The sequence below is a fragment of the candidate division KSB1 bacterium genome (assembly GCA_034505495.1).
Classification (GTDB): Bacteria; Zhuqueibacterota; Zhuqueibacteria; order Residuimicrobiales; family Krinioviventaceae; genus Fontimicrobium_A.
In genome coordinates, this window is sequence record JAPDQV010000012.1 from 47720 (window position 1) to 72652 (window position 24933).

Annotated in this window: 20 protein-coding genes; 15 read left to right on the forward strand and 5 right to left on the reverse strand. The window is 56.1% G+C overall.

What is annotated here, in order from left to right; translation table 11 throughout:
• Positions 1-14 precede the first annotated feature (14 nt).
• From ONB24_07145 to ONB24_07215, 15 genes are all read left to right on the forward strand, one after another.
• Positions 15-1751: a hypothetical protein gene (locus tag ONB24_07145; protein ID MDZ7315881.1), complete on the forward strand. Its 1737-nt coding sequence runs from the start codon at positions 15-17 to the stop codon at positions 1749-1751.
• Positions 1748-2884, forward strand: a complete 1137-nt coding sequence (locus tag ONB24_07150) for a glycosyltransferase (protein ID MDZ7315882.1) — start codon at positions 1748-1750, stop codon at positions 2882-2884. The genes ONB24_07145 and ONB24_07150 overlap by 4 nt, the downstream gene beginning before the upstream one ends.
• Entirely contained in the window at positions 2835-4985 is a 2151-nt protein-coding gene (locus ONB24_07155) for a bi-domain-containing oxidoreductase (GenBank protein ID MDZ7315883.1), read from the forward strand. The genes ONB24_07150 and ONB24_07155 overlap by 50 nt, the downstream gene beginning before the upstream one ends.
• Positions 4970-6007, forward strand: coding sequence for a glycosyltransferase (locus ONB24_07160; protein ID MDZ7315884.1), 1038 nt, complete (start codon positions 4970-4972; stop codon positions 6005-6007). The genes ONB24_07155 and ONB24_07160 overlap by 16 nt, the downstream gene beginning before the upstream one ends.
• Positions 6008-6145: 138 nt before the next feature.
• The gene (locus ONB24_07165; GenBank protein ID MDZ7315885.1) at positions 6146-7411 is read left to right on the forward strand and encodes a glycosyltransferase family 39 protein; all 1266 of its coding nucleotides are present in this window, start codon (positions 6146-6148) and stop codon (positions 7409-7411) included.
• Positions 7411-8877, forward strand: a complete 1467-nt coding sequence (locus ONB24_07170; protein ID MDZ7315886.1) for an O-antigen ligase family protein — start codon at positions 7411-7413, stop codon at positions 8875-8877. The genes ONB24_07165 and ONB24_07170 overlap by 1 nt, the downstream gene beginning before the upstream one ends.
• On the forward strand, positions 8870-10081 hold the full coding sequence (locus ONB24_07175; GenBank protein MDZ7315887.1) for an oligosaccharide flippase family protein: 1212 nt from the start codon (positions 8870-8872) through the stop codon (positions 10079-10081). Before ONB24_07170 ends, ONB24_07175 begins: the two co-directional genes overlap by 8 nt.
• Before the next feature lie 80 nt (positions 10082-10161).
• Positions 10162-11286: a glycosyltransferase family 4 protein gene (locus tag ONB24_07180; protein ID MDZ7315888.1), complete on the forward strand. Its 1125-nt coding sequence runs from the start codon at positions 10162-10164 to the stop codon at positions 11284-11286.
• A complete protein-coding gene (locus ONB24_07185) occupies positions 11283-12731 on the forward strand; it encodes a sulfatase (GenBank protein MDZ7315889.1) in 1449 nt (482 codons plus the stop codon). Before ONB24_07180 ends, ONB24_07185 begins: the two co-directional genes overlap by 4 nt.
• Positions 12724-13881: a glycosyltransferase gene (locus ONB24_07190; protein ID MDZ7315890.1), complete on the forward strand. Its 1158-nt coding sequence runs from the start codon at positions 12724-12726 to the stop codon at positions 13879-13881. Before ONB24_07185 ends, ONB24_07190 begins: the two co-directional genes overlap by 8 nt.
• Entirely contained in the window at positions 13878-14675 is a 798-nt protein-coding gene (locus tag ONB24_07195; GenBank protein ID MDZ7315891.1) for a WecB/TagA/CpsF family glycosyltransferase, read from the forward strand. The genes ONB24_07190 and ONB24_07195 overlap by 4 nt, the downstream gene beginning before the upstream one ends.
• Before the next feature lie 60 nt (positions 14676-14735).
• Positions 14736-15104 (forward strand): T9SS type A sorting domain-containing protein, encoded by a 369-nt coding sequence (locus ONB24_07200; GenBank protein ID MDZ7315892.1) that lies wholly within the window; start codon positions 14736-14738, stop codon positions 15102-15104.
• A 49-nt stretch (positions 15105-15153) separates the two neighbouring features.
• On the forward strand, positions 15154-17706 hold the full coding sequence (locus ONB24_07205; GenBank protein ID MDZ7315893.1) for a fibronectin type III domain-containing protein: 2553 nt from the start codon (positions 15154-15156) through the stop codon (positions 17704-17706).
• Positions 17707-18085: 379 nt separating this feature from the next.
• Entirely contained in the window at positions 18086-18310 is a 225-nt protein-coding gene (locus ONB24_07210) for a hypothetical protein (GenBank protein ID MDZ7315894.1), read from the forward strand.
• Positions 18311-18742: 432 nt separating this feature from the next.
• Complete coding sequence (locus ONB24_07215) at positions 18743-20368, forward strand: CotH kinase family protein (protein MDZ7315895.1); 1626 nt, start codon at positions 18743-18745, stop codon at positions 20366-20368.
• Positions 20369-20420: 52 nt separating this feature from the next.
• Here the strand turns inward: ONB24_07215 and ONB24_07220 are convergent, their stop codons facing one another.
• Genes ONB24_07220 through ONB24_07240 form a run of 5 tightly spaced genes read right to left on the reverse strand, consistent with a single transcriptional unit; the run spans position 20421 to position 24770 of the window.
• Positions 20421-21395 (reverse strand): DUF1028 domain-containing protein, encoded by a 975-nt coding sequence (locus ONB24_07220; protein MDZ7315896.1) that lies wholly within the window; start codon positions 21393-21395, stop codon positions 20421-20423.
• 21 nt (positions 21396-21416) lie between these two features.
• Positions 21417-21902 carry a universal stress protein gene (locus ONB24_07225; protein MDZ7315897.1) on the reverse strand — a complete coding sequence of 162 codons (486 nt, stop codon included), beginning with the start codon at positions 21900-21902 and terminating at the stop codon, positions 21417-21419.
• 41 nt (positions 21903-21943) lie between these two features.
• Complete coding sequence (locus tag ONB24_07230; protein MDZ7315898.1) at positions 21944-23245, reverse strand: TRAP transporter large permease; 1302 nt, start codon at positions 23243-23245, stop codon at positions 21944-21946.
• The gene (locus ONB24_07235) at positions 23242-23748 is read right to left on the reverse strand and encodes a TRAP transporter small permease (protein ID MDZ7315899.1); all 507 of its coding nucleotides are present in this window, start codon (positions 23746-23748) and stop codon (positions 23242-23244) included. Before ONB24_07235 ends, ONB24_07230 begins: the two co-directional genes overlap by 4 nt.
• Positions 23745-24770, reverse strand: a complete 1026-nt coding sequence (locus ONB24_07240; protein ID MDZ7315900.1) for a TRAP transporter substrate-binding protein — start codon at positions 24768-24770, stop codon at positions 23745-23747. The genes ONB24_07235 and ONB24_07240 overlap by 4 nt, the downstream gene beginning before the upstream one ends.
• Positions 24771-24933: the final 163 nt, after the last annotated feature.

The following is a 24933-nucleotide window of genomic DNA, read 5'->3' on the forward strand; positions in this document are numbered from 1 at the left end:
GAGATCGGCCGCCAATGCTGATTTTAGGTCTGAACGACGTTGCCGGAGCCCATCACAACAGCAGCGTTGCCCTGGTCGAAGACGGCAAGGTCATCTTTGCGGCCTCGGAAGAGCGATTTACGCGCGTCAAATACGAAATGGCCTTTCCGCAACGCAGCCTCGAGGCGGCATTGTCCTTTCGCGGTATTTCACTCGACGAAATCGATTGGTTCGCCGTCGGCTACCCGCCCTCCTCGTTCTACGGAGATCTTTTTTGCCGCAGTTTCTGGGATTTACCCCGTACCGTTTTCGGCCTTGTCGGCCACAATTTTCTCGGCCTACTCAAATATCTGGCTCCGAACCTTAAAAAAATGTACAAACCGGCCGTCTTTCAAAACGGCCTTCGCCGCCTGGGGGTGCCGCCGGAAAAGATCGTCTTTCTCGATCACCATCTTTCACACGCCGCCAGCGCCTATCGCTGCTCCGGATTCGACGAGTGCCTGACCATCAGTATGGACGGTTTCGGCCCGAATCAGCAGGGCCGAAACATAGCCGGCCAAGTCTACTATTGCCGCAACGGCGCCATGCAGCTCCTCGAAGAAGTGCCCCTTTACGCAACAGCCTTGTGGTATTCGGCCGTCACCGTTTGTCTGGGACTCAAATACATGGACGGCGAGGGAAAAACTATGGGACTGGCGGCATACGGCGACCCGAATGTATGCTACGACCAAATCAAAGACATGGTTTTCCGTTATGAAGACGGCCGGTGGGAAGGGTACCCTTATTGGATCGACTATGTGACCGTGCCGCGCGAGAGCGTGCTGATCAAGACCGTATCCGGCAGAAAAATCATGGGATTGATCGAGCGCTACGGCAAAGCGAACGTCGCGGCCGCAGCGCAAAAACTGCTCGAAGAACGAATTCTCGGCTTTGTCCGACAGTTTCACACCAGGCATCCTTTCCGCAAGGTTGCTTTGGCGGGCGGAACGTTCCTTAACGTCAAAGTCAATAAGCTCATCCGTGAGCTGCCGTTTGTCGACGAGGTCTTTGTTCATCCCCACGCAAGCGACGGCGGAACGGCGATCGGAGCGGCGCTGGAGCTTTACCACCGAAAAAGCGGCGAACCGACCGTCTACCGCCTGACCGACGCCGATCTCGGCGTCGAGTTTTCTGATGAGCAGATTGCCGAGACGCTGCGCGAATTCGGAGAGCAGATCGAATGGCAAAAACTGGACGGCCGATTACCCGAAGCGGTTGCCGATTCTCTGGTGAGCGGCAAAGTGGTCGGATGGTTTCAGGGACGCGAAGAATGGGGGCCGCGCGCCCTCGGCCGGCGCAGCGTGTTGGCCGATCCGCGCGATCCCCAAACCCGTGAAATCATCAATTCGCGCATGAAAAACCGCGACTGGTTCATGCCCTTTGCCCCAAGTTGTCTCGAAGATTACGGCCATTTGCACTTTAAAGATTTCTGCTCCTCGCCGTTCATGACCTTAGCCTTTGACGTAATCGAGGGAAAAGAGCACGAGATCGCCGCCGCCATCCACGTGGACAATACCGCGCGCGTGCACAGCGTGCGGCGCGACAATCCAAAATATTATGCCGTAATCGAGCATTTTTACCGTAAAACCGGCGTTCCCGTCATTCTCAACACCAGCTTTAACCGACACGGCTTGCCGATCGTGCATCACCCGCGGGAAGCGGTCGAACACTTGCTGTGGGGATGCGTTCACGAACTGGCGATCGGCAGCTATTTGGTGCGCAAACGGTCGTGAATGAAAAGAACGACATCCTTTTACTTCTCAAGCTCCCGCCGCCGTGGGGCGGCGGCGAGATCATGCATCAATTGACCGCCGATGCGTTTCGGGAACGATTCACCGTGCAGACGCTGCAGCGCCGCCGCCACAGCAAAGCAGCGCAGGGGCGTCTGCGACTCGATAATCTGTTCAACGGTCTGTTGTGGTTTTGGAGAACCGTCGCCTTTTGCCTTCACCGACGACCCAAAGCGGTTTTTCTCTGGCTGCCCAAAAATCTGCCGGCGTTCATCCGTACCGGCCTCCTGGCGGCCGTCCTGCGAAAGAACTGCATCCGCGTCGTCGGCGATCTGCACGGTATGGGATTCGACTTTGTCGACCATCGGTTGGGACGATTCATCTACCGCAAGTTCATCAACTGCTTTGCGGCGCTGCGGGTCCTGGGGCAAGGCATTGCCGACCAGCTGCTGAAAAGCGGCTACAAGGGAAGCATATCCGTCATCGACAACGCCGTGGCCGCTCCGGAGTGGGTCCTTGACGAACCGGTCCGCATCCCCTCGCCGCCGCTGCGGCTGCTTTACTTGGGGGCCGTATCGTCGGCAAAAGGATTTGCCGACGTATTCAGCCTGCTTGCGCTTCTTGAAAAAAAAGAAATCGACTGGCGGCTGACCGTGGCCGGTGAATGGGTCAAGCCGGCCTTTCGCCGCCGCATGCAAAAGTTGATTGCCGCGACCGGATGGAGCGAGCGCATCCGCTTCGTCGGCCTGCAGCTCGGCGAGGCTAAATGGAAGTTGCTGACCGAAAGCCATTTTTTGCTGCATTTCAGCCGTCGGGACGGCCAGCCGCTGACGATCATTGAGGCCATGGCCGCCGGAACGCCGACGATCGCGCGTCCGGTCGGCGCCGTTCCGGAAATGATTCAAGACGGCTGCAACGGTCTTCTCGTGGACACCGTCGACGAGGCAGCCGATCGAATCGAACAGTTGCTGGAAAACGCTGACGACTATCGCTCCCCGGCGGAAAACGCGCGGGAAACCTATCGCCGACGTTTTACCGTCGAAATCTACATTGACCGGCTCGAAAAGTTTATCAAGGAAATTGCTTATGCTGCAGATTTTTCAATATCAAAAGACCGGCGAATTGATAGTGGATGAGCTGCCCGAGCCGATGCTGCGGCCGGGCGGCGTTTTGGTGCGCAATCACTTTTCACTGATCAGCGCCGGCACGGAGCGAACCTCCGTCGAGACGGCGCAGGCCTCTCTGCTCGGAAAGGCTAAAAAGCGGCCCGATTTGGTCAAGCAGGTGCGCGACAATCTGCGCCGCGAGGGACTCATTGCCACTTGGAATAAAGTGCGCACCCGCCTGGACAATTATGCGGCGCTCGGCTACAGCTCAGCGGGCATCGTTATCGAATCGGCGGTCGATGAGTTCAAACCCGGCGAACGCGTGGCTTGCGCCGGGGCCGGCTATGCATCTCACGCCGAGGTCGTTTTTGTGCCCCGCAATCTGGTCGCCCGCGTGCCGGAAAATGTTGCGCTTGAAGAAGCGGTTTACACGACCCTTGGGGCGATTGCCCTGCAGGGAGTACGGCAGGCCGAGCCGCGAATCGGTGAACAAGTTATAGTCATCGGACTCGGCCTGATTGGTCTGTTGACCGTACAGCTTCTAAAGGCCAACGGTTGCCGTGTTATGGGCCTGGATGTACGGCCCGAGGTCTTTTCCTTGGCCTCCGAGCTCGGCTGCGACGACTGTGCGCCGAGCAGCCTCGACGCTTTGCCGGCCGTCGAGGCGTTTACGCGCGGCATCGGCGCCGATGCCGTCATTCTCACTGCTTCGACGCGCAGCAACGAGCCGATCGAGCTGGCACTGCAGGCCGTACGCAAAAAAGGCCGCATCGTCATTGTCGGCGCCGTCGGCATGAATCTGCCGCGCTCGCCCTTTTACGAAAAGGAGCTCGAACTGCGCATCTCCTGCTCGTATGGGCCGGGCAGGTACGATCCGAATTACGAAGAAAGAGGCGTCGATTACCCCCTGCCTTACGTGCGGTGGACCGAAAACCGCAACATGCAGGCTTTCCTCGATCTGCTGGCTGCCGGACGCGTTAATGTACGCCGCCTTACGACCCACATTTTTCCCATCCGCGAAGCGGTAAAGGCCTATGAATTGATAACCGGCAAATCCGACGCGCAGCCTTCTCTCGGCGTCCTCATCTCATATCCGCAAGAAAGCGGCCCCCGCCGCGCGCGCGTCGATCTGCCGACCGTCAAACCGCTGACTTCGCCGCGCATCGGCTTTATCGGCGCCGGCAATTTTGCCCAAGCCTATCTGCTGCCGCCGCTCGTTCGACTCGGCGTTTCCCTCTCCGGCGTATTTACCGCCAGCCCCATCGAAGCCAAATCAGCAGCGAAAAAGTACGGCTTTGCCTTTTGTGCCGGCGATGCGGAAACGGTATTCAAAGAATCGGATGCCGTCGTGATTGCCACGCGCCATGATTCGCATGCCGAATACGTCATCACGGCCCTGCGCGCAGGTCTGCATGTCTATGTGGAAAAACCGCCCGCAGTGACGCCCGAACAGCTTCAGGAAATTATTCGCGCCTATCGGCAATACGCCGAACCGGCCGGGCGAACCTTTACGGTCGGCTATAACCGTCGTTTTTCGCCGATCATGCGCCGAATCAAAGCCTTTTTTCAGCCGAAACGCGGCCCTATGCAGATCCTCATCCGCATCAACGCCGGCTTTCTGCCTAAAGATCATTGGACCCAGCTTCCGGAACAAGGCGGCCGGCTGATCGGCGAAGCCTGTCATTTCATCGACATCATGAGTTTTCTCACCGACAGCCGCCCGTTATCGGTTTATGCAGAAAGTGTTTCGGACGATAATCTGCAGACGACGCAGGCGGACAATGTGGTTTTGCTCGTTAAATTCCTTGACGGCTCAGTAGGCACCCTGTTTTATACGGCTTCCGGCGACAAAGCGCCGGCTAAAGAATACTATGAAATTCACGCCGGCGGCCGCAGCGTGCTGCTCTACGATTTTCGCAAAGCCGAGTTCTTTGACGGGCGTAAAAAGCGCACGGTATCCTGTCGCGGCAAGGGTCATGCGGAGGAAATGGCGGCCTTTGTAAAGCTATTGCGCGAAGGCGCTGCCGAGTTCACCTTCGAATCGTTGATCGACACCTCGCTGGTCACCTTTGCCGCTCATCGTTCGCTCGCTTCAAAAAAACCGCAGGAGGTGGTTTGGCCGAACGCATGACGGCTTCGGGCGCACCACCGGGCGTCAGTGTTGCCGTGGTAGTTTTTAACGCCCGGAGCGACATTGCCGAATGCCTTGATTCCCTGCTTCGGCAACAGTATCCGCCCGAGCTTATGGAGATTCTGGTCATCGACAACGACTCGACCGACGGTACGCAGGAGATCGTCCGTCGGTTTGCCGAAGCCGACAAACGAATAAAATTGATCCGCAATCCTGTACGCGGCATTGCCGGCAGCCGCCAAATAGCGCTCGAAAAAGCCGTTCACCCCTTGATCGCCTTTATCGACGCCGACTGCATTGCTCCTCCCCATTGGCTCATTGGACTGGTCGAAGGCTTTCGCCGCTGGTCGCTCAAAGTCCCCCATCTCGCTGCAGTCGGCGGCGGCAATGTTCCGCCGCAAAATGGACGTTTTTACCAAGCCCTGGCAATATTCCTCGACTCGTACCTCGGCAGCCACGGCTCGGTACAGGGCCGCCGTTTTCTTCACGATCGGCCTGTTCCGCACCTGCCGACCGTCAATGTGCTCTACGACCGCCTCACGCTGCTTGACCTCGGCGGTTTTGACCGATCACTGGGAAACATCGGCGAGGATCAGGACATGAGCTTTCGCCTGTCTGACCACGGCAAAACCCTGATCTATTTGGCCGGTCTCGAAGTCGTGCACAAAATGCGTTCGACGCTCCGGGAGTGGCTGAAGAATATGTTCACCTACGGCAAAGGCCGTATGCGGCTGATGATCAAACACCCCCGCCGGATCGAACCGATCCTTCTGGCGCCGATGCTTCTCGTCGCTGCGCTCGCTCTGACGCCTCTCGCCGTCTTTTCCCCGATTTTTTTGTCCCCTCTCGTCTATTTTTTCGCTATATTGATGCTGAGCGCTGCAGCAGCCCTGCGCCGCCGTCGGCCCGATCTGTTGCCGACGCTCTTTTGCCTCTACGTCGGATCGCATCTCTTTTACGGGGCCGGCGAATGGTGCGGCCTGCTTCACGGCTCCAAGTTCAATCGCTGCGAAGCATTTTAAATGAAAAAGCTGTCAAAAACTCTGATGTTGCGCGCAGGGGGCAGATAGTACGTTCCGCCCACCCTGTCGCCTTTTTCCGTATATTTAATCCAAATGGCCAACTTGATTTTCCGAAAAAAATTTAAACGCATAAAATCTATGCGTCGTGAAAAAAGCCTTGCTTACATCCTTTTGACCGCCCTATTGCTGCGGGTTTTGTTTGCGCTGGTCTTGCCCGCAAAAGGCTTTATCTTTAGCGACGCTCGGCACTACGATCAGGCGGCGAAAAGCCTGTTGGCAGGTGAGGGACTGGGACCCAAATATCATCGACCGCCGCTCTATCCTCTTTTGATGGCCGGCGTTTACGGGCTCCTCGGCGAGAGTTTTCTTGCCGTGCGCATGGCGGAAGCGATTTTGGGCACGCTCTTTTGCCTGCTTATCTTTACCGTCGGCAAACGGGTGTTCAATCCGACGATCGGCTTGATCGCGGCAGCTTTAGCCGCTGTGCATCCGCATTTTATTCTTGTCGCCGGTATCCTCTACCCCACGCATCTTTATGCGATTTTGCTGGCAGCAATGATTTGGCTGCTGCTGCGCTATGATGAAAGAAACAGTTTCGTCGATTTGATTGCCGCTGCTGTTTTCGCCGCTCTCGCCGCCTATACCGTCCCTGCTCTGTTCTTTTTTCTCCCCTTTATATTGCTCTGGCTCTTGTGGAAACCGACCGGTTTTCAGGCTAAAGCGTCGGCCGTCGGACTGTTCTCCCTGATCTTTTTGCTCGCCCTTTTGCCGTGGACTCTGCACAACTATCGCCTTTACGGTCGCCTGACCCTGGTACAGCCGGTACCACACAATGTCTTTCCCAACCTTGATAATCTCCAGGCGCAGGAAGAAAAAATCAAATCCGGATTTCCGGAGGTGACCGAGTATCGAAAGCAGCATCCTCTCGGCACTGACCAAGATCGCCTGGACCGCATCCTATTGCGCTACATCACGCATCCGTGGCAGTCCATGCGCTATTTGGTCGGCGAACTGGGACATTTTTGGGCACTCTATCCCGACCGCCTGGACACGGCTTCGGCAGGATATCAGCAGCATATTACCGCAAGAGACAGCCGCTTTGTGGCGCTCAAATCGCAATTGTGGGCTGCTGCCCGCATGCTCAGCATCGCAGTCATGGCGCCGGTCTTTTTCTTGGCACTTGTCGGGCTTGTCGTCACTTTGCCGTGGCAAAGGGGGCAGGGACTGATACTGGCGGTCATTCTCAGTCAAGCAATCGGCTATTCCTTGATCTACGCCGAGGTGCGCTATCGAATCCCCATAGAGCCGTACGTGCTGATGTTTACATCCGCAGGCGCGGTTTGGCTCAAACAGCGATTCGATTCGCGAAAAATTCACCAAAAGCTATCGGAAACAACCCCGTGATGTCGGTTACTCGAACAATCACTCGCTATTCCTGGTTGGTTGTTGCAGTTACGGCAGCGGCTATCTTGGCATGGTTGCGTCTGGATTTGCCGGCCAAGTTTCTGGCTTTGGCAATTCCGGCCGTTATTTTTCCGGTGTTGCTCTTGCTCGTCAAGGATGCCCGTCGCTTCCTACTTGCCGCTGTCGGCTTTTCGATTCCGCTGCATCTCGACATCAATTTCATGCACCTTTTCGAGCATCAGGCCGGTGCTTCGACCATGGGGATTTCGCTGACAGACATCCTCATCGCGCTGCTCTTCATGCTCCTGCTGATCGAAACCGCCGCTGCAAAACGGTCTGTCATGGTTTTTTTCCCGACAATCGGCCTGCCGCTGATTCTATATCTCGAAGCCGCCGCTCTCTCCATGTTGTGGGCGCCGCGTCTCGATTTGGCGGCAATGGAAGTGGTGCGCATGACCAAGTTCACGCTGTTGTTCTTTGTCATGCTCAACCATCTGCGCGACGAGCAGGATCTGCGCCTGGTCGTGTGGTCTCTGCTTGCCGCCGTTGCGCTGCAGAGTCTCCTGGCGACGGCGCAGATGCTGCGCGGCGGGCTGCTGGGTCTCGATTTTCTCGGCGAGGCGCCGCCGGATGCCGACGACGAAACTTCGATTTGGCGGGCTATGGGAACCCTCGGACACCCCAACAAGCTGGCAACCTTTTTGGAGGTTTTGCTGTTGCTGCCTCTTGCCGCTTATCTTTTTGAAAAGAAAAAGCCGCTGAGATTTATAGCCCTGCTTATCTTTTTTCTCGGTGTCCCGGCAATGATGATGACCGGCTCCCGCGGCGCGTGGATCAGCTTCGCGGCAGCCATGGCTTTTTTCGGGCTTTTCCTCCTTACCAGTCGGCATGTGCGTCCCACAACGATCATCAAGCTGGCAATGGCAGGCGTTTTCATCTTGACCCTGATCGCGGGAACCATGTCCGAGATGCTTTATCAGCGCCTTTTCGGACCGGACTATGGCTCCGCCGCCGGCCGCATCCCAATGTTCAAAATTGCGCTGAACATCATCTCCGCTCACCCGGTCGGCGGCGTCGGCATCAACAACTATCAAGTCAACATGCGCAACTATAATGACGCCGTCGAGTCCCTGCGCTATGTCGCCATTACCAGGCCGGTGCACAACATGTATCTGCTGGTGGCGGGTGAAACGGGCATCATCGGTCTGGCGGCAATGTTGAGCGTTCTATTCGGTCTCTTTTCGACCCTACGTCGCGCCCGCGCCTCGCAGGCGCCCATGATTTCGCTCACGGCGGCCGCTTTGTACGGCGGTATGATCGCCTTTTGCGTCCATGGAATGGTCGACAAACACCCGCCCGGCGGTTCGGCAATCTTTTATGTCGTTGCCGCGCTGGCCGCCGGCTTGGTCGTCAACGATCGCAAAAGAGTCGAAACGGTTGCTCCCGCAGAGGCTCTTTATGTTTAAACGAATGCTGATCAGCATCGGCGGCGTTTCCTTTGCCCTTTCGTTGGTGATGGCTCTCGCCTCTCTTTCCAGCATTCTTTTGGCGCGCGCCCTCACACCGAGCCAGTTCGGCGAGTTTTCGCTGATGCGTACCTTGGTGCTGTTTCTGCCGCCGATCGCCGCCTGGGGACAAGACGTGGCGACCGCAAGATTTTTCAGCCGTAACGATCCGGAACGGTATCGCTGGCGGCAGGTGCACAGTCTGATCCTAAAAATCGGGAGCGTACTGACCATTATCGGCGTGCTGCTCTGTGCCCATTTATATCGCTTGAGCCTGCCCAAACTGATCGGGCTTGCGGTCGCCTCATTGGCTTATGTCTCGACCCTGTTTTTCTCCAATCTGTGGCGCAGCCGAAAGAGCTATGCGCCGGCCATGCTCATGGTCAATGGGTTTCGCGGCGCTTTCTTTTTCTATGTGCTGGTGCTGTTTATAACGCATCGTGCGACTGCCGCAACGGCGATATGGGGCTACTTTGGCGTCATCGTGCTCATTGCCTTGTTCAATGTTGCCTATACCTATCGACGCATTCCGCAGGGCGAGCAACCGATACCGCGGTCGTTCTATACCAGCGGCCTGCTGCTGCTCGGCTCTCAGACTTCGGTCACTCTCCTCGGTTCGCTCGACAGCCTTTTCATACCCAAAATGCTCGATCTCGCCTCGCTGGGGCTCTATCAGGCCGCCACGGCACCGGCGCAGCTGTTCAACATTATCGGCAGAGCCGCCAAGTACGTGTGGGTGCCGGAGTTCGGCAGTCGGAATCGTGTGGAAATGAAGCGGCTGACGATTGGGCTGGCTTTGGTGAGCGGGGTATTGCTCATCCTGGCTATGGCGACGGCTCAGCCGCTGCTTCATCTTTTGTACAAAGGGAAATATGACCACGGCGCCAATTTGCTGCGGATCCTGTTTGCAGCAGGCGCCGTGCGGTTGTATTATCATTTGAGTTCGAGCGTCATCATCGGCCGACTGGAGCAGGCGGCCTTGTCGCTTCACCTTGGTCTTACAGTCGTCATGGTCTTTGTGGAAGCCGGACTGCTTTTTGTGCTGCTGCGCGCCTTCGGCGTGATCGGCGCCGCTTGGGCTTCTTTGATCGTCGGCCTCCTGCGCGCTCTATTCAGTTACGGCATCGTATGGAAATATCGGTCGCAACTGGCTTTTAAACCGTGATCGGCGCAAATTTAAAAATCGTTTACCTCTCAAATGAGCGGTTTCCGGCAAAGTTTGCCTGCACGATTCAGCAGATCCGTATGTGCGAGGCGTTTGCCAAACACGGCGCCGAGGTACTGCTTTTAGCGCCGCATTACCATGATATGCCGCCGACTGATCGAAATGAAATTTGCCACTTTTACGATGTCGAGCCGCTCTTTTTAATGCGGCAGATTCCCTCGCTGATGAGCCTCAGCAAACCGATTGCCGACGGACGTCGAAAGTTACGCGTGCCGTGGGTTGGCGGTTTGTCGCTCTACTGTTCCATGCAGCGCGAAGCCAAGTCGCTGCTCAAAAACAGAGACGATCTGACTGTCGTCTACAGTCGCAGCCTGAACGGCTCGCTGGCGTTCCTGCAGGCGCGCCGCGGGCAGGCGAATCCCTACAAAGTCATTGTCGAGGTGCACGCAGTGAGAGAGCAGAAACCCTTCAAGCGCTTTTTATCAGTGCTGCGTGCCGCCGACGGTCTGGTGGTCATCTCAAATGCTGTCAGACAGGAGCTGCTGGAACGTTTTGGAATACCGGAGCGCAAAATGCTGCTCGCACCCAGCGCCGTAAGTGCTGCATTGTTCGCCGAACAAATTGGCCCTCAAGAGGCGCGCCGACGTTTGCGCCTGCCGGAAATGCCGACGGTCCTTTATGCAGGACAGCTTTTTCCCGAAAAAGGAGCCGATTTACTGATCGAGGCCGCGGCCTTTTTACCTCCGGCAATTCACACGGTCATTGTCGGCGGCCACGGCGCCTATCTCGACACCCTGCGTCAAAAGGCTAAGGCGATGCATTTGACCAACGTCACGCTGACGGGTTTTGTGCCGCCTGCGCAGGTGCCGCTTTACCTTGCCGCTGCCGACGTGTTGGTGCTGCCGACTCGCCAAGACCACATCAACAGCGACTATACCTCGCCCTTGAAACTTTTCGAATATATGGCCTCTAAACGGCCGATCGTTTGCTCCGATCTGCCGGTTCTGCGCGATATTCTGCGCGACGGTGAAAACGCCCTTTTCTTCCGCAGCGGCGATACCTCCGATCTGGCCGCCGCAATCCAACGCCTGCTGAACGATACAGATTTTGGCCGCCGCCTGGCGCAGCAGGCGTACGCGGACGTGCAGGAATTTACTTGGGAAAAGCGGGCGGAAAAGATACTTTATTTTATTCGATCTCTATGAAAAAAAATCGACCCAACATCCTGCTCATCAGCATCGACAGTCTGCGAGCCGATCACCTGTCGGTTTACGGCTATCATCGCGAAACGTCGCCGCATCTCTGCAGGCTGGCGGAAACAGCTCGCGTCTATGAAAACGCCTTTGCCGCCTCCAACTGGACCGGCAGCGCGCTCGCCTCTCTGCTGACCGGCCTCTACCCGCGCTCGCACGGCTACACGCATCAACATTACTATTTGGATAAAGGCGGCGATTCCCTTGCCTCGATTCTGACCGAGCAGAATTACCAGACCGTCGCTTTTTCCAACAATTTGTACGTCAGTGAGCGCACCGGCATGGATGCCGGATTCCAAACGTTTTACTACCGCGGCAAGCCGATTAAAAAAGGAACGCCGCCTGTGAAATCCGATCCGCTGCGGCCGTTTAAAGCCGTTATCCCCGAGACGCCCAAGCATCTGGCCAAGAACCTCGTCGATTCTCTTTTGCCCCAACACGCCGTCCTTCGCGACGACGGCGCCGCCGCTACCGAATTCGCGTTTCAAAAATGGCTCGTACAGCGACAAGAAGACAAGCCCTTTTTTGCATATATCCATTATCAGGAAACCCACTCCCCTTATATGCCTCCGTACCCCTATCGACGCCGCTTTTTCGGCGATTCCTGGCGCAAGGAAGCCGCCTGCCTGGCCTTCGATCATGTGGGGTATTATGCCGGCAAAACCGTCTTTAGCGAATCGCAAGTACGAAATTTTACGGACTTGTACGACGGCGCCATCTGCTACCTGGATTGGCGCCTGGGTCGTCTGTTGGATCTTCTCCGCCGTGCCGGTCTTTACGAGCATACCGTCATTCTCGTCACCGCCGACCACGGCGAGATGTTCGGCGAGCACGATTATTTTTGGCATGCCTTCTGTCTTTATGAACCGCTCATCCGCGTGCCGCTGATTATTCGCTTTCCTGATTGGTTCAACAGCGGTCGTTCTATGGAACTGGTGCAGACCAACGATCTCGTGCCGACGCTTCTGGAAGCGCTGGAAATTCCCTGGCCGCATCCGGGTGAACGACAAGGACAATCGTTCCTGAACGGTTCCTCGCGGCGCGCGGCGTTGATTCAGGTCGACAACCCGGAGCGCATCATTCGCCGCTGGCTGACGCGCAACCCCAAGCTGAGTATGGATGATTTCAGCTTTTACTGCCGCAGCCTGGACGCGTTGCGCACGTCTGAGGAAAAACTGATCGCAGCCTCCGACGGCCGTCATGAGTTCTATGATCTATGCGGCGATCCGGCCGAAGAGCGAAACCTCTACGGCACGGCCGATTCCCGCATCGCGCAGCGGCAGGCCGAGCTACGAGAATGGATCGCGGCGTTGAAGCCGCATATTGCATCCGAGGGCTCTCAACCGGAATTCGACAAAGCGACATGGGAAAAGATGCGGGCGTTGGGCTATGCCTGATCAAGGACGCAAAATTCGCGTTCTCTATCTCATTCCGTCCCTGCGCACCGGTGGAGCGGAGCTGCAGCTGCTGACGCTCGTCCGCGGCCTCGACAAATCACGCTTTGCCGTCTCCGTTGCCGTCTTTTACGAGGGCGGATTCGAGCAAAAGCTCAAAGAAATTGCAGGCGTCCATTTGATTCGACTCGGCAAAAAGCACGGCTTCGATCCCGTGCCGTTCATTCGACTTTTGCGCGAACTGTGTCAATATCCGCAGGATATTCTGCACGCCTTTAATCTTTCGGCGCGGTTCATCGGACTGCTTTGCGGCCGAATTGCCCAGGTTCCGATCGTCGTGCTGGCCGAGCGGACCGACCGCCCCATTGTGACCTCATTCGGGAGTCGAATGTATTCGCTGCTGGACGGCTTGGCGCTTCGCCTGGCGGATTACGTGATCGCCAACAGCAGCGGCGGCTTACGTTTTGCACTGCAGCGCGGCGTACGAGCAGAACGGGTTTCAGTCATCCCCAACGGCATCGACCGGCAACGACTTTTACCCAAACGTTCTGCATATGAAATGCGCTCGCTCCTAAAGCTGCCCAAGGAAAGCTTTGTAATCGGAATGCTCGGACGGTTGGAGCCGAGCAAGGAACCGGAAAGATTTTTAGCTGTTTTTGAGGCCGTCGCCCGATCCGACACCTCGGTTCGCGGCCTGGTCGTCGGCGACGGCTCGTCGGCAGAGCGGTTGCAGCGTAAAGTCCAACAGCTGCAGCTCGGTGACCGGCTGCTTTTCGTCGGCCGACAGGATGAACCGGCGGATTATCTGCAGGTCATGGACGTGATGCTTCACCCTTCGCTCGGCGCCGAAGGATGCCCGAATGCGGCTTTGGAGGCGATGGCCATGGGAATACCGGTGATCGCCGGTCGCACCAACGGCGCCGCCGAGATTATCGAATCCGAAAAGAACGGCCTTTTGATCGACAGTGCCGAGATCGAAACGTGGGCAAAAGCAATCCTGCGCCTCCGCAACGATCCCGAGTTGCGGCGAAGGCTTGGAGAAAACGCACAACGTCGAGTCGCACGGGATTTCAGCGCCGAAACAATGGTTGCTTCACATGCCGAGCTTTATGAACGATGGTACCGAGACGCAAAAAACCGGACGACGCAATGAGCACGGCAACCCGACCCTTCAGCCGCATCAAAGTTTTGGGGTGTCCCGTCGACAGGGTAACCCTCAGCCAATGTTTGGATTGGTTCGAAAAGGTCATCGAAAGAGGCGGCCGCTGCCACATTGTGGTCATCAACGCCGCCAAGGTCGTCAAGGCGCGCCGCGACGCCGAATTGGCACGGGTGATTCATGAGGCAGACCTGATCGGCGCCGACGGCATGTCGATTGTCTGGGCGTCGCGGTTGTTGGGCACACCGCTGCCTGGGCGTGTAAACGGCACGGATCTCATGGATGCATTGTTCGAGTTATCGGCGCGCAAAGGTTACCGAGTCTATTTGCTGGGCGCGCGCCCCGCAGTCATCGAAAAGGCGGCGGCAAACTTACGGCGGCACTACCCCACTCTAAATCTCGTCGGCTATCGCCACGGCTATTTCGCCGACAGCGCCGAAGAGGAGGAGGCGGTACAAAGGATCAATCAGGCCAAACCCGACATTCTCCTTCTCGGCATGAGCACGCCGATGAAAGAGCTATGGGTCAAACGTCACAAGGAGCTCCTCAGCGTACCAGTCATTCACGGCGTCGGCGGCAGTTTCGACATCGTCGGCGGTGTGACGCGGCGCGCGCCGGTTTGGATGCAGCGCTCCGGACTCGAATGGCTGTTCCGGCTTGCCCAGGAACCCAGGCGTCTATGGCGGCGTTACTTGATCACCAATACCGTTTTTGTATGGCTCGTTCTTAAAGAGGTCCTGTTCGGAAGGAACGGCGGCGATAAAGTCGCCGATTCCGCGCAACCCTAGCGTCTGCGCGGCAGAGGCGAAAACATGCGGTGTGCCTATCGAAATGACTTTTGAGATAAAATGAAAAATTCGATAAAAGTCCTTATCCTGTTCTGCGTTTGTCGTTCAATCGTAAGCCTTGCAGCCGAGGCGGCCTCTTCATCTGCTCCCCTTGGCTATTCGCTGCTGCCCACCTATCCCAATCCTTTCAATTCGACCACCGTCATTCCTTACCGACTTTTGGAAAACGGCGCCGTGCGCATCGAAATTAATGACCTGTTGGGGCGCCGAATCCGCCGATTGATCGACGAAGAGCAGACGGCGGGAGAACATCGTGTTGTCTGGAACGGACGCGACGATCGGGGACAGGAAGTTCCGCCGGGCGTTTACTTTTGCATCATGCGGTTCAAGGACAAAGAGAGCCTTCAACGAATGATTTTGATCCGCTGATCGAGATTTCGCCCGTATTATGCTTCTGCATCATTAGGAGTGCTTCGCGATGAATAATTTTCTCAAGACTCTTTTCTTTGCCTTTCTGTCGGCCGCGGCTTTCGGCGTCGATATGATCGGCATCAGTAACGACAACCTTATCCTTCCGCCCAATCTCAATACCTTTAATCCGCCGCGCGGCGCGGGCAGCAGCTACGTGGATCCTGCCTTCGGCACCACCATCATTCGAGTGACCGATAATCTCGCTTATAATCAATTCGTCCTCGGCGGCTATTACGGAAACAGCGAGATCTGCTATTTCAACAAGGACGGCTCTTTCTTTATCGCCCTCGAAAACGTCCTGGATCAGGGACGCCCCAAACCAGCCCTGTTTTTATACGACGGCTCGAGCGGAAAGCGGCTGCGGATGCTCGCCGGTCCCGGCAGCGGCCTCGACCCCTATTTCATCCGCTGGGCACTGGCCGATCGCTATGTTTCCGCCGGCAAAACCTACACCTTCGACCCCAACCGCTGCTTTTATTTCGTCACCGGCAATGAAATCAGGCTGTACGACATTGATAATATGAACGCCTTTAGAGTGCTGCGCCGCTTCAGCGAATATCAAAAGGTCAGCACTGCCGGCGGAGAAGGCGATCTTTCATTCGACGGCCGCTTTTGGGTGCTGGACGGCGACGGCCGCGAGCTGTTCGTCTATGATCTCATCAATGACGTAAAATACAAACCGTCGACCTTTGATCTCGGCAGTTTGGGCTCAAAAGGCGGAGAAGTCGGGGTTGACTATGCCGTCATTTCTCCGCGCGGCAATTACGTCATCGTCTCCTGGGGAACCGATCCCGGCATAGGAAAGCGCTTCGCCGGCATCGAGTTGTATGATAAAGAGTTCAATTTCATCCGCCAGCTGCATCCCAGCATCGTGCACTGGGATACCGGCATTGACGCGGCGGGCGACGAGGTCATTTTTTCCGTAGTCACGCACGATTTCCCGCAGTTCTTTGCCTCCTGCGGCGCCACTCCCGGCGACATCGTCTCGGTAAGACTTTCGGACGGACGGCCGAAGCTGCTCAAAGACATTCCCATGTGGGCGCATATGACGATCTCCGCCTGCAATACGCTCACCAACGGCGAATATATCTTTCTCTCGTATCAAAACCGTTCCTCAAATCCGATTTCGCTATGGTCACCTTTTTGGGATGAGGTTTTTGCCGTCAAAACGGACGGTTCCCAGCAGGTAAAGCGTTTTGTCCATCATCGCTCGCATTACGTCGAAGGCCAGAGCGCCAAATATTACCAGCCGGACGCCATGGTCAATCGCCAAGGAACGCGCGTGCTCTACCGCAGCACCTATAACACCGGCATCGGCGATCTTTATCTGTTTTCGACCGTTCCTCGGGACGCCGAGCCGAGCGATCGAACGCCGCCCAACCCGCCTGTTGGGCTGCGCCAGGGCATCGCAACCTACAGCTCCATCGAACTGATCTGGGAGACACCTCCCCCGGCGTCAGACGGCGATCTGCCGATTTCCTACAAGCTTTTTCGCGACGGCCGACACATCGCCGATGTCTACGATACCCGTTATACGGACATCGGTCTAACGGAAGCCGCAAGCTATGCCTATCAACTTATCGCCGTGGATAACGCCGGCAATCAAAGCAGCGCCGTGACAGGGATTTTTTCGACGGCTGCAGATCGAACGCCGCCGACCGCCGTCGAGACGCGCATCATCAATCCGCAGCTGCTGCAGATTGTTTTCTCGGAAAGATTGGATTCCTCTTCAGCCTCGACAATCGGAAACTATCGCTTCGATCCTGCCCTAAGTATTGCAGCGGCAGTATTGGGCGAGGACGGCCGCACTGTCTCGCTGCAGACTGAGCCGCTCAGCCGCGGCGTTCAGTATCGACTCACCATCAACAATGTCACCGACGCAAGCAAAGCCAAGAATCCCATCGCGCCGAACAGTTATTATTATTTTATGCTGCTTTCGGGGTTCTTTGACGATTTCGAAAGCGGTCTCAGTCCCGCCTGGACTTTTAAGACGCCCTCCCGCTGGCAGATCGAGCTGCGCGACGGCAACAATGGCCTCTTGATCAACACCACCGAGTTCGGCGATACAGAGAGCAAACTGCTGGGGGAATATGCCCTTATTACCGGCAGCGATCAGCTGGGCAACGAGCTGATTATTTCCTGCGCCGCCAAGAGCAACGAAGACCTGGCCTCCAATCGCTATGCCGATTACGCAGTGGTTTTCGGCTTTATCGACGATCAAAACTATTATTACGTCCAGTTTCAGCCGATCGAGGTCAAGCTACACCGCATCAGCGGCGGCACGCGGACGCTCTATCAGAGCTGGTATTTCCGCAGCGATTTTGAACGCGTCAACCGATTGGTGGTCGAACTGCAGGGCGCCAAGCTTCGCGTGCTGTGCGACGGCCGACAGGCCTTTTCCTACACGCTGCCCGAACCGCCGCAGGGATTGATCGGCCTCGGCTCGGTCAACGATTCGGTCTGGTTCGACAATGTCAACATCGGCCCGATCTCGGAATGGGATACCACGCCGCCGAGCCCGCCGCACAACCTGCGCATCATCAATCAAACGGGGAGATAAAGGGAGCGGCAACGGAGTGGAACTGATGTAAAAACCACTGTAAACGCAAAAACAGCCGAAGGACATCTTGAAACCGGCTCTGCTTTGCGGGTTAAGAGCAAGCGTTCGGTTTGAAAAATTGCCGCAGCAACATGGAGTGGTAATCACCGCCGAATTTTGAAATTATCGGCGAGGTTAGAGAGCTCGAAACCCAACAGGCGGCAAGGGGCGATACATCCGATGATGTCTTGAACATTGGTGCCGTAAGCCCCGTTAGCGGAAGAGGAAAGGAGTAGCAGAAGTTCAATCAGCTAAGAAGCAACGACGGCAGGGAGGAAATTTATTGATTCGAAGCGTATGGTGTTGGTCGTAAAGGAATTAAAATAAAGAGTTTCATCCGATGACTAATTTTGTGCTCTGCATCGACAACAAAGGGAATCCGGCGAGTCTTATCGTGGGCAAAGTTTATCGTAGGCTTCCCGACCCGGAAGCCGAGTTACACAAGATGTACCGAGTGGTTGATGAAGACAAATCGGAACCGGACGGCTATCTTTACCCCGCCTCAATGTTTGTACCTATAGAGCTGCCGGAAAAGGCCGCACGGGCTTTGATTGAAAGCGTTTGAAAAAATGAAACTACCGAACGATAACAGAAGAATGCTTTTATCTCGTTTTTGAGCGCATCGGCCTCCAGTTTTTATTAACTTGACGAGTTCTGGTATAAATGAAGAAAATTAAGAAAAAATGTTGCACTTACTGCTTGAATTAACACCGCAAATAAACGCGAATGCACGCGAATATAACGGCAACCTAAAACTTGCTCCAATTCGCGTCCATTCGCGTCCATTAGCGGATAAAACCTCAATAAAATTGTTCTGTCAAAAAATTGATTGTATAGTTTCATTCTGAACAACTATAAACGCCGCTTCGAGTACTTACAAATTGCTACAACCCCCTTATTATTTAATGCATTTCTAGTATAAAAACCTGAGAACCTCCCTTCCCCTCCGCCGTTTAAGAATAAGTCAAAAAATTTTTCAGCAATATCGGAGTTTAATGTGAACAAATTCCTTTCTCTGTTGCGGTTACTACCGGCTCTTTGGCTCGGCGCAAGCGGCCTGTTTGCCCAATGGCGGCCTCCCGTCGATCCGGAAGGCAAAGTAACTCTGACCACTTCCACCCTCCCCCTCATTCTCATCGACACCCACGGCAGGAACATTGTCGACAGGCCGCGCATCGACGCGGACATGAAGGTGATCGATCACGGCGTCGGCGCCCTGCATACACCGCAGGATTCGGCAAACGGCTATGACGGCAGGATCGCCATCGAGCTGCGCGGCAGCTCATCCCAGTCTTACGCCAAAAGGCAGTACCGACTGGAAACTCAGGACTCGCTCGGCAACAATCTCAATGTTTCGCTTCTCGGCCTGCCGGAAGAAAACGACTGGATTCTCAACGGCCCTTACAGCGACGAAACTCACCTCCGCAACGCCCTCGCTTATCGTTTGTCAAACAAAATCGGCCGTTATGCGCCGCGCACCCGCTACTGCGAGGTGATTATCAACGGCGACTATCGCGGCATCTATCTTTTGGTGGAGAAAATCAAGCGGGATAAAAACCGCGTCAATATCGCCAAGCTCGATTCTGCCGATGTTCAAGGCATCGCGCTGACCGGCGGCTACATCATCAAAATCGACAAAACCGCCGGGGAGAATGTCGGCGGCTGGACCTCCGCCAGGCGGCAGCCCTATCAATACGATTATCCCAAACCCAATGAAATTCGACCGGAGCAAAAGGCTTACATCAAAGATTTCATCGACCGCTTCGAAGCAGCCATGTACGCAGATTGGCAGGTCGACCGCTCGTTTCTGGATTTTATCGATCTCGATTCGTTCGTCGACCATTTCATTCTCAACGAATTCTGCAAAAACATCGACGCCTACCGCATCAGCGCCTACCTGTATAAGGACCGCGATGACCGCGGCGGCAAGCTGACAGCCGGGCCGATTTGGGACTTTGACCTGAGCATGGCCAAAGCGTTTTTTCCCCAGGATTTTGGTCGCTATGAGGGCTGGCAGCTCGATTATCGGCAGTCACACCCCACGGACGGCTACCAAGTACCTCTCTGGTGGGAAAAGTTAGGGCACTCCGATCTGTTTCAGGAACGGGCAGTAAGTCGTTGGCAGGAGTTGAGGCAGGGTGCGCTGCACATCGACAGCCTGTATGCCGAAATCGACCGCTTGACTGCCGAGATCGCCGAGGCCTTGCCGCGCAACTTTCAAAAATATCCCGCCATGCTGCGGGGAGCCACCTATGAAGCCAAGCTGCAGGAACTCAAAGAGTGGATCGCCAATCGGCTGCAGTGGATCGATGCCCACATCGGCTCATTGGCTTCTGCAGTCGAGACCGGCGAAAAACCGCTGACCTTCCGCCTCGAGCCCAATTATCCCAACCCCTTTAATCCGACGACCACCATCGCCTTTTCATTGGCGAAAAAGAGCAGAGCAGTGCTCGAAATATTCGACTTGCGCGGCCGCAGCGTGGAAAAACTGATCGACGGGAATTTTTATCCCGGCGACTATCAAGTGACTTGGCGCGCCGATGCCTATCCGGCAGGAGTCTATCTTTATAAGCTATCGGCGGAAGGCGTGACGTTGCAGAGCAAAATGACCCTCATAAAATAGAGCATGCGTCCGCAGCAAAAAGCCGTCGACAGAAATGTCGGCGGCTTTATCCTCATCGGTCCGCATTAAAAATTTTTTCCCACCCCGCCTCGTCGGTCATCAGCAGGTCTGTTCCCTTAAGGCGTCGTGTGAGCTCTTTCCAGCGCGGCTCCTGTCGAAAAATGCGCGCAAAGATCGGCAGCGCTTCGGCGAGTCTGCCGGCGTTGACCAAACCGACGGCCGTCCAATAAGGGATCTCGATATTCTGCGGATAGAGTTTCTCAGCCGCGGCGTATTCGGCCAGCGCTCCGGCCAAGTCGCCCTGGGTCATCAGCTCGTCGCCGCGGTTCATATGCTCATAGGCGCGGTGCACGATGATCAGCCGCTTCATTTCCGCCACGGCATTCGGCGAGTCGTCCACCCGCAGGTCAGCGACTTTTTTCCACGGTTCGCTGTTGCGGCTGCCCGGCACGATGAGGATGGCGGCGGACTGCTGGCCGCGAATATCGCCGCCTTCGCGCTGCGCGGCCTCCAAAGCTGCCATGAGACGATCCAACAGGTCGCCGGACGCGGTCTCGTACGCTTTCGCCATGGCGTTCCAAACGGTCGTTTTTTCCATCATGTTGGCCTGACAGGCATAGCCCGGGCCTTGGACGTGTCCGGCGGCAAACAAACAGTTTTTGCCGGTGTGCACGGCGACGTTGCCCATTGCGTCGACCATGGCAACCTGGCGCACATCGGCATGAGGATCGACGCTCAACAGGGCCTGCAGCGCCTCGGGCGCACTCTTGCCGTTGCGCATCAGTGCCAGTCCCAAAGGACCGTAGGCCGGATCGATGAACGACTGCGTCGCCACGGCTCCCACGCCGGCCTCGGCCCAACAGACGTCGCTGCCGACGGAAAACCAATGCGACTGCACCGCTACGCCGATCTCGCCGGTCGCCGAGTCGCGCGCCACGATTGAAAACGTATGCAACGGCCGCTGCGGCAATTCGGCGGCAATTGTAGAAAGCATAAAGAGGATCACAATTCCTGCAATTTTTTTCATTGCTGTCCCCTCCGCATCGCTTCAGGTCGTTTCGGTCAATTTCTTTTTTTCGAAACTATAGGGTATGATCAGAACCGGGCATTCCGCCTTGCGGGCAATCTTTTCGGTCACGTTGCCGAACAGAGCTTTGCCGATGCCGCTGCTCCCTTCGCGCCCCATTACGATCAGGTCGGCGTCGATTTGCCGAGCGTAATTGAGAATCTCTTCCGCCGCTTTGCCTACCCGCAATTCCACTTTATAAGGAACCTGCTCGGGAATCAAAGTCAGATAGCTGTCACGGATCTTTTGTTGTACCGCCTGCTGTGCTTTCTCTTCGACGTTATCAACCTCATAGAGGTAGGTGCGCCAAAACTGCGCCTCGGGTTCCGGAATAACATGCAGAATGTGCAGCGTGCCGTAGCGGCTGCGCAGGGCTGCCGCCAAAGCATAGTGAAACGCAAAATCGGCGTTTTCGGAAAAATCGGTGCAAAAGAGAATTCGATCGTAGCGAATCGAAACTGTCTTCATGGCATTGCTCCCTTCGTGACGTTGCCGGCTTTATGATCCGGCTAATGCACCAGATTCGGCAGCCAAAGTGACAAGGAGGGAAACGCGACCAAAATCACTGCCGCGGCAATCAAGGCCAGCAGAAACGGCAGGCTGCCCTTGAACACGGTCTGCAGGGATACATCGCGGGCGATGCCGCTGACGACATAGACGTTGACGCCGACCGGCGGACTGATGACGCCCATCTGCGTCACGATCACAATAATCACACCGAACCAGATCGGATCATACCCCAGCCCGCTGACGACCGGATAAAAAATGGGGATGGTCAGCATGATTAGCGCCAGGGCATCGACAAAGCAGCCGGCTGCCAAATAAAATAGAATGATCAAAGCAATCACAGCCCAGGAAGGCAGATGCATGGCCGCCAGGGCTGCCGCCAATTCGTAAGGAATCCGCGTGACCGCCAAAAAGTGGCCGAACATGACTGCACCGGCGACGATTACAAAAACCATGCAGCTCGTACGCGCCGTTTCGTACAGGCTCTGCTTGAGTTTTTTCCAGCTGAATTCTCGGCCCCAAAAGGCGATGCCGATGGAGCCGGCTGCCCCCACGGCCGCTGCTTCGGTCGGCGTAAACAAGCCGGCAAACATGCCTCCCATCACCAAAGCGAACAGCAGCAGGGTTTCGAAAACGCCGAGCAGACTTTTCATCTTGTCCGGAAAAGAAGTCTGCGGCGCTTTGGGGCCCAATTCGGGACGGCGGCGACACTGCAGCCATATGGTGAGGCAGAACAGCAGGCTCACCAAGATTCCAGGCACGATACCGGCAATGAACAGCCTGCCGATCGATTGTTCGGTCAACACGGCGTAGCAGATAAAGACCACACTGGGCGGGATGAGCATGCCCAGTCCGCCGGCCGAGGCGACGACGCCGGTGCTCAACTCGGGGCTGTAATGATAGCGCCGCATTTCCGGCAGCGCCACGGCGGCCATGGTCGCCGCCGTAGCCGGTCCGCTGCCGCAGATGGCGCCGAACGCCGCGCAGGCCCAGACCGTCGCCATGGCCAGGCCGCCCGGCAGCATCCCCAGCCAGTGATGCGCGGCGTTGAACAATCTACGACTGATGCCGGCGTGCATGGCCACCTGCCCCATCAAGACGAATAGGGGGATGACCGTAAGACTGTAGGAGCTGAAGGTGTCGAAAAAATCGTTGGCGATCAGGCTGAGCGCCGCCTGCGGCGACACGATCCAAGAAAAACCGATGAACCCCGCCAATCCCATGGCAAATGCCACCGGCAGTCCGGCGATCAGCAGGACGAACATCAAGCCGATTCCCAGCAGGCCGATTTGAATGGGCGTCATGGTCGAATCAGATCCTTTCGCGGCTCCAGCAGGTAGTAAAAGAGCACCAGCACGCTCACCAGACACCCTGCCGCCAAGATCCAATAGATCCAGAAAAAGGGCAACTGAAGCGTCGGCGTGACCTCGCCGCGGGCCTGGAGTCGAAGGCCCGCGCGCACCAGCTCTCTGCTGAGCAAAATAAAAAACGCAATGCTGACCGCATGCAAAACTCGAGCGACGAGGCTGCGGCCGAAAGCGTTCAGCTTTTGGTAAAAGTATTCGATGGCGACGTGGCCTTTAACGGCGGTGACGTAAGGAAACGCCAATCCCATGGCCGCAGCACCGAGCAGCCGCACCAGATCGTATGCGCCGACAATCGGGCGAGAAACTATTCTCAGCAGCACATCAGCGCAGGTGAGCAGCATGACGGCAAGGATGCTCAGGTTGGCAAGACTTGCCGCCGCCGCGACAAGGCGCCGAACAGGTTTTGCGTAGATTTCGGCAAAAGCGGATAGAAAACTCATTGAACTTCTCCGCCGCTCAGCAACGTGCGAATGTCGTCCAAAAAAGCTTTTCCGGGCAGCTTCTTGGCCTCGGCAGCGGCCGCATAGGCATCCAGAATCGGCTGAACCGCCGCCTGCCAGCGGGCAGTCTCGGCATCATCCAATTGGATGACCTCTTTGCCCAAACTCTGGACAAAAGCAAGTCCTTCCTCATCCGCCTGATCCCAAGCCGCGCCGTGTTTGTCCACCCATTCGGCGCTCACCTGCTCGAACAGCTGCTGCAGGTCTTTCGGCAGACTGTTCCACTTTTCCTTGTTCATGACAACAAACATCGCCGTGGTATAGCCCACCGCTTTGGTGTCGGTCACATAGTTGATCACCTCGCCCTGCTTCCAACCCTTGAGGGTTTCAATCGGACAGAGCGTGGCCTCGACGACGCCTTTCTGCAGCGCCTCGTAGGTCTCCGGCTGACTCATGCCCACGGGTGCGGCGCCGAGGCTTTCGACAATCTTACTGGACAAGCCGGTGGCGCGTACTTTCAGCCCTTTGAGGTCTTCCAAGCGGCGTGCCGGTTTTTTTGAGGCCAAAATACCGGGGCCGTGCGCATGCACGTAGAGCAGCTTGACGTCCTGAATTTCAGCAGGATTGTATTTTTTGGCCAACTTGTCGGCGATGCGCGTAGCGGTCAATCCGTCGGGGTAACCGACCGGCAGATCCAGACCTTCGAGCAGCGGAAAGCGGCCTCGGGTATAGGCGAAGCAGCTCATGCCGATATCGGAAATGCCGTTGACCACTCCCTCATAGCATTGCGGAGCCGAGGTGAGCGTCCCACCCGGGTAAAGCGTTATTTCGATGCGCCCCTGCGAACGTGCCTTGAGCTCGTCCGCCCAAGCTTGAGCCGTCTGACATTGAATGTGCGTCGGCGGGAAAAAGATGCTGTAGGAAAAACGATAAACTTTTCCTTTTTCGCCGCCGCAGCCGTGCATAAACAGTACCGTAATTATCGGGACCAACAATAAAGCCGGCAAAAGATGTCTTTTCACTTTTCCTCCTCCGCGCCTTCGAGCGCCCAATTGTTTTTCAAGTGGTTGGTCTGCCGCCATGAGAACGCAAAGCAATATAAACGATTCTCTGTTTCGATTCAATTTTTTTATGAAAAACCTGAAACCGCAAAATTGCAAGTTTGAAAAAAACGGGAAATCTTTG

What these genes read in the sequence shown, in the direction of transcription:
- ONB24_07155 (MDZ7315883.1), top strand. Translation starts at nt 2,835, where the DNA reads ATGCTGCAGATTTTTCAATATCAAAAGACCGGCGAATTGATAGTGGAT.
- ONB24_07190 (MDZ7315890.1), top strand. Translation starts at nt 12,724, where the DNA reads ATGCCTGATCAAGGACGCAAAATTCGCGTTCTCTATCTCATTCCGTCC.
- ONB24_07230 (MDZ7315898.1), bottom strand. Translation starts at nt 23,245, where the DNA reads ATGACGCCCATTCAAATCGGCCTGCTGGGAATCGGCTTGATGTTCGTC.
- ONB24_07200 (MDZ7315892.1), top strand. Translation starts at nt 14,736, where the DNA reads ATGAAAAATTCGATAAAAGTCCTTATCCTGTTCTGCGTTTGTCGTTCA.
- ONB24_07180 (MDZ7315888.1), top strand. Translation starts at nt 10,162, where the DNA reads ATGTGCGAGGCGTTTGCCAAACACGGCGCCGAGGTACTGCTTTTAGCG.
- ONB24_07210 (MDZ7315894.1), top strand. Translation starts at nt 18,086, where the DNA reads ATGACTAATTTTGTGCTCTGCATCGACAACAAAGGGAATCCGGCGAGT.
- ONB24_07225 (MDZ7315897.1), bottom strand. Translation starts at nt 21,902, where the DNA reads ATGAAGACAGTTTCGATTCGCTACGATCGAATTCTCTTTTGCACCGAT.
- ONB24_07185 (MDZ7315889.1), top strand. Translation starts at nt 11,283, where the DNA reads ATGAAAAAAAATCGACCCAACATCCTGCTCATCAGCATCGACAGTCTG.
- ONB24_07170 (MDZ7315886.1), top strand. Translation starts at nt 7,411, where the DNA reads ATGTCGGTTACTCGAACAATCACTCGCTATTCCTGGTTGGTTGTTGCA.
- ONB24_07145 (MDZ7315881.1), top strand. Translation starts at nt 15, where the DNA reads ATGCTGATTTTAGGTCTGAACGACGTTGCCGGAGCCCATCACAACAGC.
- ONB24_07220 (MDZ7315896.1), bottom strand. Translation starts at nt 21,395, where the DNA reads ATGAAAAAAATTGCAGGAATTGTGATCCTCTTTATGCTTTCTACAATT.
- ONB24_07195 (MDZ7315891.1), top strand. Translation starts at nt 13,878, where the DNA reads ATGAGCACGGCAACCCGACCCTTCAGCCGCATCAAAGTTTTGGGGTGT.
- ONB24_07165 (MDZ7315885.1), top strand. Translation starts at nt 6,146, where the DNA reads ATGCGTCGTGAAAAAAGCCTTGCTTACATCCTTTTGACCGCCCTATTG.
- ONB24_07205 (MDZ7315893.1), top strand. Translation starts at nt 15,154, where the DNA reads ATGAATAATTTTCTCAAGACTCTTTTCTTTGCCTTTCTGTCGGCCGCG.
- ONB24_07175 (MDZ7315887.1), top strand. Translation starts at nt 8,870, where the DNA reads ATGTTTAAACGAATGCTGATCAGCATCGGCGGCGTTTCCTTTGCCCTT.
- ONB24_07235 (MDZ7315899.1), bottom strand. Translation starts at nt 23,748, where the DNA reads ATGAGTTTTCTATCCGCTTTTGCCGAAATCTACGCAAAACCTGTTCGG.